The organism is Vibrio sp. 10N.222.52.C12 (assembly GCF_041474215.1).
In the GTDB taxonomy this organism is placed as follows: domain Bacteria; phylum Pseudomonadota; class Gammaproteobacteria; order Enterobacterales; family Vibrionaceae; genus Vibrio; species Vibrio crassostreae_C.
This window is the reverse complement of record NZ_JBFRTR010000031.1, coordinates 17,089-30,007: the sequence shown is the minus strand read 5'-3', so window position 1 is coordinate 30,007 and position 12,919 is coordinate 17,089. Positions and strand designations below refer to the sequence as shown.

Sequence of the window (12,919 nt, the reverse complement as noted above, 5' to 3'; positions counted from 1 at the left end):
CCTTCTGGTTTTATACTTGTTCGAATCTCGAGCTAGAAACTAGCTGCTACTTTGACACGTATCTTTACTGATCAGCTTCTCAACGATCAGTTGTCCGCGAGTGTTGCGAATCTTGATGTTGTAAGCCAAGCCCATGTCGAGGTTTGCTCTTACTTCAGAGTTGGTGCAGTAGCTATTCACACTCATGTCTACAACTTGGTTTAAAGGTTTAGCACCTTTTGCATCTTGGTTGTAGATCATCATGATTTCGATAACCGTGTTCTTTGCCAGCACGCGCATGACCGACAGCGGGCCATACTCAATCGGCAGGCCTGCGGATAAAACGCCAGCGCGATGCTGCGCCATCATTTCTAGCTGTCTTTGTTTGTCTTGTTCACTTGATGAGCTGCAGCCTGCAAGCAGAACAGCGGCCAGTGAACCGATAATCCATTTTTTCACGTTAAAATACTTTCTTGAATGGTTTAACAATCACATTTTGGTAGACACCTGCAGCAATGTACGGGTCTGCGTCTGCCCATGCCTGTGCATCGTCTAAAGAATTAAACTCAGCAATCACAGTAGAACCTGTGAAGCCCGCTTCACCAGGGTTATCTGAATCAATCGCTGGCATTGGACCTGCTGTCAAAAGGCGGCCTTCATTGTGAAGTGTTTGTAGGCGTTCTAGATGTTGTGGGCGAACACTTAGGCGTTTTTCTAATGAATTTTCGACGTCTTGAGAAAAAATCACGTACCACATATTGAGATATCCTTATTTTACTTCACTAAATTGAGGGCGTTTAAATTCGCTATCTTGCTAATTTACGCGAACTAATTGGTATTGGAAGAGCTAATGATAAGAAATTGTGAAATGGTGCGGGAGAGTGAGAAGGTCTTTAGCATTTTTAATCGAAATGGCTAAAGACCTTACAGTGCGATAGGGCCGTCGAAAGTACTATTTATTAATTGGGCGGGGTTTACCGCTTTCGTCTACAGCAACGTAGTTGAATGTCGCGCCACATACCTTGTAACGATCGCCGATGCCGTGATCAAGTACCGGCTTAACCCATACTTCTAGGTCGATATTCATCGAGCTGCGACCAATCTTGGTGCAGTCACCATAAACACATACCACATCACCCACTGAAACTGGTTGTTTGAACTCGATACCCGATACTGAAACCGTGACTATCTTGCCGTTAGAGATCTCTTTCGCCAGTATCCCGCCAGCAAGGTCGAGCTGAGACATTATCCAACCACCGAAAATCTGGCCTGCTGCATTGGTATCAGAAGGCATCGCCAAAGTGCGAAGAAGTAAAGAACCAATTGGGTTCAAAGTTGATTGAATAGTCATTGTTGTACTCTTAATGGTATTGATTGTTTTAAATTTAAATAGATGTGTTTGCGGGGTTCGCGGTGGTCGTATTGTTAACGTATTCACCGAACACAAACAATCAGTGGCCAATGATCACGAGTATCATTGGCCACTGTTAAATAGCATATTGATAATAATTGTATCAAAAAGGGGATGAGGACTCATCCCTTAGGGTTACTTCTCGTCGGTATTTTTATCCGTTAACTCTTTCTGCTGGTCTTTTGGTAGATGCTTATAGATATAAACACCAGTGAGCAAGGTGAAGAGCAATGTCGCGATGAGTAGACCAAACACTTTGAAGTTGACCCAAACATCCAACGGTAGGCTGAAAGCAACGTAAACGTTGAGAACGGCACATAGGGTAAAGAACAGCGTCCATGCCCAGTTGATCTTGCCCCATACCGAATCAGGCAGTGTGATCTCTTTGCCTAACATACCTTTAATCGCTGATTTGCCCATGATGTGACTGACCGTCAGGCCAATCGCAAACAGTGCGTAAACGATGGTGACTTTCCATTTAATGAAGTTGTCGTCGTGCAAGAAGATGGTCATGCCACCAAATACGGCAACCATTAGAAAGGTGATGACCTGCATTTTTTCGACTTTCTTGTAGATGAAATAAGTCAAAATAATTTGAACTGCAGAGGCAACGATCAAAGCGCCGGTCGCGGTATAGATGTCGTACATCTTATAAAGCGCAAAGAAAATAATGAGAGGAATGAAATCAAGAATTTGTTTCATGAGACACTGACTATCCAGTTAGTTGAGTTGCTGACAGTCTAACGAAAACTGTCTCGATGCTAAATAGCTCGAGACAATTGGGTGCCAATTAATTCAATCTAACCACTCATCGTGTTTAAAGAGTTGAAGCAGGTTATCGCATTGACGAGGTTTGATAGCGAGGTATCAGCTTTTTGATATCTTCAAGGTAACCTTCGCTCTTTAAGCTGTCTAAGGTGTTTTCGAGCTCTTGCTCACTCATGGCAAAACATGTCGATTTACCGGTCGTTAAGTCGAGATACTCGTGATATTCACGCTCTGTGAAGTGGCCAATTCTGTCCATTAATAGGGTTTTAATTCCATGGTGAATCAAGCCGTAATACGTATGTCTTTGTAAGGTCATAGCCTATCCTCCGTGACAAGCTGCAGTGAAACTGGTGCAACCTGCTGTATATTGGTTGGGTTATCTATGACAAAGCAACTCGAATGCCATTTTCTCCAACGGAACAGAATAAATTCCCGGCTAAATAGAATTGAACTTCTTTTCAAATAGTTAAAGGAAGGTACGTTCTATTCTCTGACAATCAATACGAAACAGACATCAAATAGTTTCATTTTGAGAACGGAAAAATTCTCATTATGACGCTCTCCTGCCGCTTATAAAGAGGCCTACCAACAATGATTGCCGCTAATCGACGAGCCAATCAACAAGCGTAGATAAGGATGTATTTTGTCGATTCTTGGGTTGCAGCAAGAAGTAACCATTTCCAGAGAAAACACTGCCTTCACTCACTTTTACCAATCTACCTAAATCAATATCTTGCTTGGCCAGTGTGATGTCGCCTATGGCAATGCCAAACCCTTGAATGGCGGCGTTCATAGCTTGATCGAGTGTTGCGAATTGTTGGTTGTTCTTGCTTGAAAGGTCGTGGCTGCCTATGTGCTCTAACCAAAGTCGCCAATCACTTTGCTCATTGTTGGCGTGTAGCCAAGTGTATTGGGCAAGCTTGTGTGGCTTGATGATGGTCGATGCGTCGTCGACAAGATGGCTCTGTGTAATGCTTTGTGCTTGGCAAACGGGCGCTAGCTGCTCGTTAAACAATAACTGGCTGATAATCGATTGCTGGTTTGGCTTCTTACCATAGGTAATTACGGCGTCAAACGGGTCAAAGCTTGGTTCAAAAACGTGCTTGATGGTCGACGTGAGTTCGACATCAATTTCAGGATAGGCTTGCTGAAAAGACATCAACTTGGGTAGCAGCCAAGAGGTAATACAACTTGGTGCGTTGAGCTTGATCTTCGATGGAGAGCTGGCAACTTGATTTAACGCCGATTGCAGTTGTTGGATGGTATCTTGAATCAGCGGAACCAGTTCTTCTCCCTTAGGTGTTAATGACAACCCGCGAGCATGTCGGTAGAAAAGATCGCACCCGAGACTTTCTTCAAACGACAATACCTGACGACTCACTGCACCTTGCGTAACATTCAGCTCATGTGCCGCTCGCGTAAAGTTGAGATGCCTTGCCGTAGACAAAAACGCGAGCAAGGTTTTGGTTGAAGGAAGTGTGCGATTCATATCTTTACCTATGAGTTTTTGTCATGACTATTATGTAATTATTTCGATTCATTTATCAATAGTGTTCTGTTTGAATGTAAATACTTAATCATCATTTGTGATTCAATATGTGTATAAGTCACATTTTTTGAATATGAAGGCAATGATGAAGACATTGTGATTTTGTGAAAGGGATAGCTTCTTGACATCTTTTATTGATAGCTTAGTGCCTCAGGCTGTAAAAAAATTAATACCTTATCAATCGGCAAGAAGAATTGGTGGTGATGGACGTGTCTGGCTAAACGCCAATGAATTGGAAAGCTCGCTGTTTCAAGGAGAAGCAAGTCACAACCGATACCCAGACTTCTTACCACAAGATATTGCTAAGGCTTATCAAGATTACTGTAGTACCGATGCCGCGACTGTGGCTGTTCGTGGTGCAGATGAAGCGATTGATTTGCTGATCAGAACATTCTGTAAACCGGCGTGCGACAACATACTTATCTGCTCTCCAACGTATGCGATGTATGAGTTTTGCGCTGATGCATTGGCGATTAATACCTTGGACTCTCCATTGCAGGAAGACTTTAGCCTGAACGTCGCTGATATTGTGAATAAGGCAAAACTGGCGAATATCGTGTTTCTTTGCTCACCAAACAATCCAACGGGCAATGTGATTCCTAAATCGGATTTGATTCAGGTACTGGAAGGCACGACTGGAAAATCTCTAGTGGTCGTCGATGAAGCGTATATCGAATTTGAACCACAAACGTCAGCCGTTAGCCTTATTGAGCGTTATCCGCACTTGGTTGTGATTCGCACTTTGTCTAAGGCATTTGGACTGGCTGCAGTTCGTTGTGGTTTTATCTTAGCGAGTCAAAATGTGATGCAGTATGTCGCGAAGCTGATTCCACCTTATCCGATGCCAGATTGCTCATCTCAAATTGTATTAGACGCGTTGTCTGATGAACGAGTCTCAGTGATGCAAGATGCGACGCAGAATCTGGTTGAGCTGCGTAACTGGTTTGCTTGTGAGTTAACGCAGTTTGATTTCATCGAGTCTGTTTACCCTTCATCGACAAACTTCATTTTGCTGCGTCAAAAAGCTGGGCATCAAGTGTTCAGTGTCTTGGCGAAGGACGGCATTGTGACAAGGAACCAAAACCATGAACCGGCTTTGCGTAACTGTGTTCGAATCAGTATTGGTAGCCAAGAGAGCATGCTAGAAGTGATAACGTCACTAACACGTTACCAAACCGAATTAGAACAGAGTCAACAAGGCAAACACATTCAACAAGCTCAACATAAAGAAACTCAATCTCAACTCGATAAAGATCATATCTAGGATGGCAATGATGAAAAAGATAATACTAGGACTCGCTTGTGCGGTCGCTTTACTTGGTACAACGGTACAGGCGAAAGAAATCCGTTTGGCGTCGGACTTTACGTATCCGCCATTCAACTATAAAAACAGCGACGGTGTGCCTGTCGGGTTTGATATTGAGATAGCTGATGCTTTGTGTGAGCAAGCTAAACTCGATTGTACTTGGGTTTCACAAAGCTGGGACTCGCTAATTCCAAGTTTGTTGGCAAGAAAGTCAGATGTGATCATGGCGTCAATGCGTATCACCGAAGAGCGTAAGCGTAAGATCTTGTTTACTGATAAGTACTACCAAACACCAGCCGTATTTGTTGCTGCTAAAAGCGCTGAGTTCAGCGTCGATCAGGCAGGCTTAGCGGGCAAAACCATAGGTGTTCAGCAAGGTACGATTCACGATCGCTACGTAACCGACAAGTTTGGCAGTGTGGCCAACATTAAGCGTTACACAGGGCAAGATGAAGTTTATCTGGATCTGCAAAATGGTCGTCTAGATCTAACCTTTGGCAACTCGGATCAACTGTCATTAGCTTTCTTAGATAAAAAAGAAGGTGAGGGCTTTGAATTTAAAGGTAAAGCAGTAACCGACAAAGCCTACATTGGCGAGGGTACGGCGTTAGCACTAAGAAAGCAGGATTCAAAACTGGCGAAACAATTCAATGCCGCGATTGAAGAGATCAGAGCGAACGGTACTTACGACAAGATCGCCGCTAAGTACTTTACGTTTGATATCTATGGCGCTGATTTGTAATTCGTCTAACGCCTAAAAATTAGAACACCAAAAACAAAAATCCGAGGGCTGTGAGGCTCTCGGATTTTTGTTACAAATAATTCATCCTCTCAAGCTTCTCTCTATTGCCTTTATCTATTCTTGTTACCTAAATTCAGCCGAAAACCTTGCCTTCATCACCTCACAAAGCACTGTTCACGACTCGCGTTTTAGAACGAGGAGACCTTCTTTGTCGTGCTCCATAACTGAATTTAATGTCTTAAAATAACATAAATATATCGGTAATTTTTTGCTAAGAGATTGTTCTAAAAGCAGTTGAAAGTAATCGAAATTCCCAAAAAATCCGAAGTTAGACTGCTTAATGGTCTAATTAGTCCCAAATATGATTGGTATCACAATCAATTAGGTTCTCAGGCCAATAGATAAACCTTAGTTCACAAAATATACATATAGTATTGTAATACAAAATTCATAGAGGTAAGAATGTTGTAATGAAACGTTACTGCTATGAGCGATGTGCAATAGAACGTTAGATTTCAAACTTAGCTATAGCGTTGCATATAAAAACTGTACCTCTTACAAAATGGATTCTGGAGAAGAACATGAAAAAACACCTACTGACGATTGCAGCGGCTTCAATTCTTATGGCATTTGGCGCTCAAGCAAAAACTTTGACGTTAGGGCATGCAATGTCATTAGAAAGCGCAGCTCACCAAGGCATGGTGATCATGGCTGATAAAGTTAAAGAAAAATCGAATGGTGAACTTACGATTAAGATCTTTCCAAACGGTCAATTAGGCTCTGAACGTGACCAAGCGGAGCAAGTTGTTACTGGCGCGATTGATATGGCCAAAATCAATGGTGGGTTAGCCGAATCTTTTGAACCAACGTTTAAGGTTAATGCACTGCCTTTCTTATTCCGTGACGTTCCACATATGAGAACGTTCATGCGAAGTGAAGCTGCACAAGAGATGTTGCTTTCAAGTGAAGGTAAAGGCTTCATCGGTCTTACATTCTATGACTCAGGCACACGTAGCTTCTACGCTAGAAAAGCCATTAACTCACCGGCTGATCTCGCTGGTATGAAAGTTCGAGTTCCGGGTTCTCCAACCATGATGGAAATGGTTAACCTATTAGGTGGTAAAGCAACGCCTGTACCTTTCAATGAGGTATACACGGCGCTGCAACAAGGCGTAATTGACGGTGCTGAAAATAATATTTCTAGCTTAGTTGAAATGAAACACAGCGAAGTTGCCAAATTTTACTCTATGGACCAGCACATGATGACACCTGACGTGATCATCATTTCAGAATACAAATGGGGTTCATTAACGGCAGAAGAGCAAAAGATCTTAAAAGAAGCTGCTGCTGAGTCTCTTGAAGAGCAGATCAAAATCTGGGATGCAACAGATGACATGAACAAAGAGAAAGGAATGAAAGAAGGTGTCACGTTTGTTGAAGTTGATAAAGCCCCTTTCCGTGCAGCTGTTAAACCTATGATTGATGAGGCGAAAAAAGATCCAAAACTAGCTCCATTCATTGAAAAAATTGAAGCTCTTTAATCAGTCTTAGTGAAAATATAATTTTGCCTTGGCTTTGCTAAGGCAAAATTTTTTGAGGTATCACACCATGTTAGCAACTTTCAGAAACCTACTTGATAGGCTGATTCTTTTTGTCTCTTCTTTTGCACTAATGTTACTTGTCGTTACTGTCACTTGGCAGGTCTTTAGTCGTTATGTTTTGAATGATCCAAGTAACTGGACTGATGAACTTGCTCGTTATGCGATGGTATGGCTTGGCTTATTAGGAGCAAGCTACTTATTCGGTATCAAAGGACACTTAGCAATAACGTTATTGGATGGTTATCTTAAGGGTAAAGCACATATCGCATTACATGTACTCATCAATATCATTTCTGGCGCATTTGTATTTCTAGCAATGCTTCAAGGTGGCATCGCCCTAATGGGAAGAACCACACAACAACTCTCTCCAGCACTGCAATTACCGATGTCGACGGTGTATTCAATATTGCCGATTTCAGCCGTTATTATCCTCATTTATTTGGTCATGAATACGTTTGATCTTTTTTGTGAACCCAACAAAAAATAAGTTTTAAAAGGACTCTATATTATGGATTTGTCCATTGGTGTTTGGCTGCTAGGCCTATTCTTATTCATGATCGCGATAAGCATGCCGATTGCGATTGCAATTGCCATGTCATCTTTAACCATCATGTATTTCATCTTACCGTTTGAAGTCGCCAGTATTACTGCGGGTCAAAAAATCATTACCGGTATTGATAGTTTCAGTTTATTAGCCATCCCTTTCTTTATCCTCGCGGGGAATATAATGAATGTAGGTGGCATCGCGAGTCGACTCATCAACCTTGCAAAGCTCTTGGTTGGTTGGATCCCGGGCTCACTTTTTCACGTGAACATCTTCGCCAATATGATGTTTGGCGCCGTTTCAGGATCAGCCGTTGCAGCAGCAGCTGCGGTTGGTAAAACCTTAGGCCCAGAATTAGAAAAAGATGGTTATGATAAAAACTTAGCAACAGCAGTAAACGTTGCATCTTGCCCGGCAGGCTTATTAATACCGCCGAGTAATTCACTGATCGTATTTTCAGTGGTATCGGGTGGAACATCCGTTGCGGCGTTGTTTATCGCAGGGTATGTCCCAGGTATTCTAATGGGCTTAAGTTGTATGGTCGTCGCCTATTTCATCGCTAAAAAGAAGGGCTACAAAACAAGTGCGAATGACGGCTTCACAACGAAAGATGTGCTGAATATTGTTTGGCAAGCAACACCAAGCTTAGGGCTTATTGTTGTTGTTATTGGCGGTATTATTGGTGGTATATTCACTGCAACAGAAGGGGCATGTATAGCGGTTCTATACTCTTTTATACTGTCACTCTGTTACCGAACCCTCAAATGGGCACACTTTCCGATAATTTGTAGAGAAACGGTTCAGGTTACTGGCATTATGCTGTTCTTGATTGGTGCTTCTACCATTATGTCATGGGCAATGGCGTTTACCGGTCTACCAACCATGATCAGTGATTGGATGCTCTCTATTTCAGACAATCCAATTATCATCTTTATTCTGATGAACCTGATTCTACTGATTGTGGGTATGTTTATGGACCTTACGCCAGCCGTATTGATCTTTACCCCTATCTTTATGCCGATTGCTGAGCATTTAGGCATGCATCCAATTCACTTCGCGATGATGATTATCTTCAACTTATGTATTGGCATTGCAACGCCACCCGTTGGTACGGCGCTATTTGTGGGTTGTAGTGTCAGTGGCTCTAAGATTGAAAACGTTATAAGAAGTATCATGCCGTTTTGTGCCGTATTGATCGTCACACTGTTGGCCATTACTTTTATTCCTGAAATTAGTTTGGCTCTGCCTCGTGCGTTTGGACTCATCAATTAGCCTGACAAGGGTAAGATTTACCGAATCAATATCGATCATTACCTAATAAAAAAACCGCCTCATGAAGGCGGTTTTATTTATCAATCAAACTGAAGCTTAATATTACGCTTGCTGTTTTTGTAGCTCAGCTTCTTTCGCTTCGTCTTCGATTAGAGAATCAACGATGACTGCACATGCTGCATCACCAGTGATGTTTAGAGCAGTACGGATCATGTCGAAGATACGGTCTAGAGCGAACAACAGAGGTAGACCTTCAATAGGGATACCAGCTGCTAGAAGAACCGCAACCACTAGGAAAGAAGGACCTGGAACACCTGCTTGACCAACTGCGCCTAGAGTCGACGTTACGATGATAGCAACGTAAGCACCCATAGAAAGGTCGATGTTGAACAGCTGTGCGAAGAAGATAGCAACTAGGCCGTAGTAAATTGCGTTACCAGACATGTTGATCGTCGCACCAAGAGGCAGAACGAATGAAGCCGTAGAGTTACGAACGCCAAGTTCTTTCTCTACCGTTTCCATTGTTACTGGCAGTGTCGCCATTGAAGATGCTGTTGATAGTGCAACCGCTTGAGGCTTCTTCATCGCCACTAGGAACTTCTTCGCAGAAGTCTTAGTGAAGATTTGAATCATTAGCGGGTAAGCAACAAAGCCGAAGATCAGAATCGCAGCGATGTAAACAACGAACAGTTTGAACACAACCATAAGTGCGCCAAAACCGAATGTACCCACAGCTTCTGCCATTAGGCCGAATACGCCAAGTGGTGCAATGATCATAACCTTGTTGATCATCCAAACCATAGCGTCAACAATCGCGTTTACGCCATTGATGATAGGGTCACGTTTCTCTTTCGCTTGTTTAGAAATCGCAATACCGAAGAATAAGCAGAAGACTAGAATTTGCAGAATGTTTGCTTCATTCAGTGATTGGAAAACGTTGGTCGGGATCATACCCGTGATGGTTGCCCAGAACGTTGGAAGTTCGCCTTTCGCAGCGTATTCAGAAGAGAACATGCCTTCAACGCCAGAAACATCGATACCACGACCCGGTTCGAATATTTCACCCATTACTAGCGCTAGTGCTACAGCAAGTGCAGACGTTAGTGCAAAGTAACCTAGAGTGGTCACGCCCACTTTACCTGCTGATGAGCTGTTGCCTAGACCAGCAGCACCTGAAATTAGGGCAACCGCGACTAGAGGGATAACCAGCATCTTGATCAAATTGATGAAGATAGCACCCAGTGGAGCGAACATAGTTGCGCTGTCACCCATCATCGCACCGACTAGGGTACCGATGATCATTGCAATAACGACTTGAACGCCGATGTTGCTTAGTAAACTCTTTTCTTTTAACACTTCCATAACCTCTGTGCTACTAAATATAAAAATCCCAGAACTACTCACCAATGTACGATGTACCATTGGATTAATATTTCGCGAGAAGTTTTACACGTATCTTTTACATTTATCAATATGAGCAGAGATGAAAGAACACCAAAAAGCAGTAATCAAATGTCATTTGATGATTTTTTACGCTAAAGCAAACGATTGCTTTTTGATTTATCATTATCTTTATAAATGGTAGTGATATTTGGGTGGGGTATTATAGATGTGCTACAGGTTTGTATGAGGTGTTGTTTTTATCAGAAATTTAACAATTGAGAGGGTTTGGACGTGTTCTCGGAGAAAAACTCCCACAGCGCAAATTATCGCACTAGTGGGAGCCTATTTATTATTTTTGCGTTGCCGCTTTCATTGGTGTAACAAACTCAGCAAGTGCTTTAAGCATTGCTTCTGGTTGTTCAACGTTGTTTTCAATGATTTTCACAACTGCTGAGCCAGAGATAGCACCAGCAGCGCCAGCTACAATTGCTTCTTTCACTTGTTCAGGAGCCGAGATACCGAAACCAAGCAGTGCTGGTGGCGCATCAAACTTGTTCAAACGATCAAGTAGGGCAGTCACAGGCATGTTTGCTTTGGTTTCTGCACCCGTTACGCCAGCACGAGAAAGTAGGTAAGTGTAACCACCACCTAGCTCAGAAACCGATTGAAGCGTCTCATCACTTGCTGTTGGTGGAGCAATAAAGATTGGGTGAACGCCAAACTTCTTAGCTGCAGCAACAAACTCGCCACTCTCGTTGGTTGGTACATCAGCAATCAATACTGAATCGATACCTGCATTAGCACAACGCTCGTAGAAGTTCTCGATACCACGTGCGTACACCAAGTTTGCGTACATCAGTAGGCCGATTGGTAGCTCTGGGTATTTAGCACGAATTTGACCAATAAGATCAAAACACACATCTGGCGTGACTTTAGAATCTAACGCACGAATGTTTGCACCTTGGATTGTCGGGCCATCTGCAAGCGGATCTGAGAATGGAATACCAAGTTCAAGTGCATCAGCACCCGCTTCAACGAGTGTTTCCATGATCTTAAGAGACTGCTGAGGGTTAGGATCGCCAACCGTTACGAATGGTACAAATGCGCCCTGATTCTTTTCAGCTAAGCGAGTGAAGAGTGATTGATAGCGATCCATTATAATGCTCCTTTCTCTTTAAGAATGTCGTGTACAGAGAAGATGTCTTTATCACCACGACCAGATAGATTAACCACTAATAGCTGTTCTTTCTCTGGGTCATCGTGAGCCATTTTAACAGCATGAGCCAAAGCATGAGATGACTCTAGCGCTGCGATAATACCTTCTTTACGTGCAATCAATTGGAACGCTTCTAGCGCTTCGTCGTCGGTCACGTTGTCGTATTCAGCACGGCCAATAGCATTTAGGTGCGCGTGTTGAGGACCAACTGATGGGAAGTCTAGACCCGCAGATACAGAGTAAGACTCTTCTACTTGGCCGTTCTCATCTTGCATCAGTGGCGCTTTCATGCCGAAGAAGATACCGGTTTTACCGTGCTTAAGCGGCGCGCCGTGTTGGTCGGTATCAATACCTTTACCAGCCGGCTCTACACCGATTAGGCGAACAGTTTCTTCTTCAATGAAATCCGCAAACATACCGATAGCGTTCGAACCACCGCCGACACACGCGATAACTGCATCAGGAAGGCGACCTTCACGAGCTAGAATTTGGTTCTTCGTTTCTTCACCAATCATGCGTTGGAAATCACGAACAATCGTTGGGAATGGGTGAGGGCCCGCTGCAGTACCCAATAGGTAGTGCGCGTCTTCATAAGTTGCAGACCAGTCACGTAGCGCTTCGTTACATGCATCTTTTAGCGTTGAAGAGCCAGAATGAACAGGGATAACCTCTGCGCCCATTAGCTTCATACGGAACACGTTCGGGCTTTGACGTTCAACGTCTTTTGCACCCATGTATACACGACACTTAAGACCTAGTAGAGCACACGCTAGAGCCGTTGCCACACCGTGTTGGCCTGCCCCAGTTTCAGCGATGATTTCCTGCTTACCCATACGTTTTGCTAGCAATGCCTGACCAAGAACTTGGTTTGTCTTGTGAGCACCGCCGTGAAGTAGATCTTCACGCTTTAGGTACAGTTTGGTTTTTGTACCTTTTGTTAGGTTGCGTGCTAGCGTTAGCGCCGTTGGACGACCAGCGTACTCTTGAAGAAGCGTCATGAATTCGCTGCGGAACTCAGGATCGGCTTGTGCATCGATAAATGCTTGTTCAAGTTGGTCTAGTGCTGGCACTAGGATCTGCGGTACGTATTGACCACCGTATTCACCAAAGTAGGCATCGAGTTTAGCCATTGTGTTATTCCTTCAATT

General features: G+C 43.3%; 14 protein-coding genes. 5 read left to right on the top strand and 9 right to left on the bottom strand.

Annotation, left to right across the window (positions count from 1 at the left end; genetic code table 11):
• Positions 1 to 39: 39 nt before the first annotated feature.
• From AB4623_RS06795 to AB4623_RS06770, 6 genes are all read right to left on the bottom strand, one after another.
• On the bottom strand, positions 40 to 438 hold the full coding sequence (locus tag AB4623_RS06795) for a GspS/AspS pilotin family protein (RefSeq protein WP_004736511.1): 399 nt from the start codon (positions 436 to 438) through the stop codon (positions 40 to 42).
• A gap of 1 nt (position 439) precedes the next feature.
• On the bottom strand, positions 440 to 736 hold the full coding sequence (locus AB4623_RS06790) for a YciI family protein (RefSeq protein ID WP_108192484.1): 297 nt from the start codon (positions 734 to 736) through the stop codon (positions 440 to 442).
• Between the two features lie 195 nt (positions 737 to 931).
• Positions 932 to 1,330: an acyl-CoA thioester hydrolase YciA gene (yciA, locus tag AB4623_RS06785; RefSeq protein ID WP_004736513.1), complete on the bottom strand. Its 399-nt coding sequence runs from the start codon at positions 1,328 to 1,330 to the stop codon at positions 932 to 934.
• Positions 1,331 to 1,525: 195 nt separating this feature from the next.
• Positions 1,526 to 2,092 carry a septation protein A gene (locus AB4623_RS06780; RefSeq protein WP_017061509.1) on the bottom strand — a complete coding sequence of 189 codons (567 nt, stop codon included), beginning with the start codon at positions 2,090 to 2,092 and terminating at the stop codon, positions 1,526 to 1,528.
• Between the two features lie 133 nt (positions 2,093 to 2,225).
• Positions 2,226 to 2,474, bottom strand: coding sequence for a hypothetical protein (locus AB4623_RS06775; RefSeq protein ID WP_017069991.1), 249 nt, complete (start codon positions 2,472 to 2,474; stop codon positions 2,226 to 2,228).
• A gap of 285 nt (positions 2,475 to 2,759) precedes the next feature.
• Positions 2,760 to 3,647, bottom strand: coding sequence for a LysR substrate-binding domain-containing protein (locus AB4623_RS06770; RefSeq protein ID WP_372146021.1), 888 nt, complete (start codon positions 3,645 to 3,647; stop codon positions 2,760 to 2,762).
• Between the two features lie 181 nt (positions 3,648 to 3,828).
• Here AB4623_RS06770 and hisC point away from each other — a divergent pair, with 181 nt between their 5' ends.
• The 5 genes from hisC to AB4623_RS06745 all read left to right on the top strand — a co-directional run bounded on the left by hisC (position 3,829) and on the right by AB4623_RS06745 (position 9,172).
• Complete coding sequence (gene hisC, locus AB4623_RS06765) at positions 3,829 to 4,971, top strand: histidinol-phosphate transaminase (RefSeq protein ID WP_017067399.1); 1,143 nt, start codon at positions 3,829 to 3,831, stop codon at positions 4,969 to 4,971.
• Between the two features lie 10 nt (positions 4,972 to 4,981).
• Positions 4,982 to 5,755 carry an ABC transporter substrate-binding protein gene (locus AB4623_RS06760; RefSeq protein WP_372146019.1) on the top strand — a complete coding sequence of 258 codons (774 nt, stop codon included), beginning with the start codon at positions 4,982 to 4,984 and terminating at the stop codon, positions 5,753 to 5,755.
• A gap of 581 nt (positions 5,756 to 6,336) precedes the next feature.
• Positions 6,337 to 7,296, top strand: coding sequence for a TRAP transporter substrate-binding protein (locus AB4623_RS06755; RefSeq protein ID WP_372146017.1), 960 nt, complete (start codon positions 6,337 to 6,339; stop codon positions 7,294 to 7,296).
• A gap of 67 nt (positions 7,297 to 7,363) precedes the next feature.
• Complete coding sequence (locus tag AB4623_RS06750; protein WP_004736522.1) at positions 7,364 to 7,843, top strand: TRAP transporter small permease; 480 nt, start codon at positions 7,364 to 7,366, stop codon at positions 7,841 to 7,843.
• A gap of 21 nt (positions 7,844 to 7,864) precedes the next feature.
• Positions 7,865 to 9,172, top strand: coding sequence for a TRAP transporter large permease (locus AB4623_RS06745; RefSeq protein ID WP_010438025.1), 1,308 nt, complete (start codon positions 7,865 to 7,867; stop codon positions 9,170 to 9,172).
• Positions 9,173 to 9,274: 102 nt separating this feature from the next.
• On the opposite strand, the gene AB4623_RS06740 is transcribed toward AB4623_RS06745, so the two are convergent.
• The 3 genes from AB4623_RS06740 to trpB all read right to left on the bottom strand — a co-directional run bounded on the left by AB4623_RS06740 (position 9,275) and on the right by trpB (position 12,901).
• Positions 9,275 to 10,594 carry a dicarboxylate/amino acid:cation symporter gene (locus tag AB4623_RS06740; RefSeq protein ID WP_321163247.1) on the bottom strand — a complete coding sequence of 440 codons (1,320 nt, stop codon included), beginning with the start codon at positions 10,592 to 10,594 and terminating at the stop codon, positions 9,275 to 9,277.
• A gap of 310 nt (positions 10,595 to 10,904) precedes the next feature.
• On the bottom strand, positions 10,905 to 11,711 hold the full coding sequence (gene trpA, locus AB4623_RS06735) for a tryptophan synthase subunit alpha (protein ID WP_229647082.1): 807 nt from the start codon (positions 11,709 to 11,711) through the stop codon (positions 10,905 to 10,907).
• Positions 11,711 to 12,901 carry a tryptophan synthase subunit beta gene (gene trpB / locus AB4623_RS06730; protein ID WP_017063541.1) on the bottom strand — a complete coding sequence of 397 codons (1,191 nt, stop codon included), beginning with the start codon at positions 12,899 to 12,901 and terminating at the stop codon, positions 11,711 to 11,713. Before trpB ends, trpA begins: the two co-directional genes overlap by 1 nt.
• Between the last annotated feature and the right edge of the window lie 18 nt (positions 12,902 to 12,919).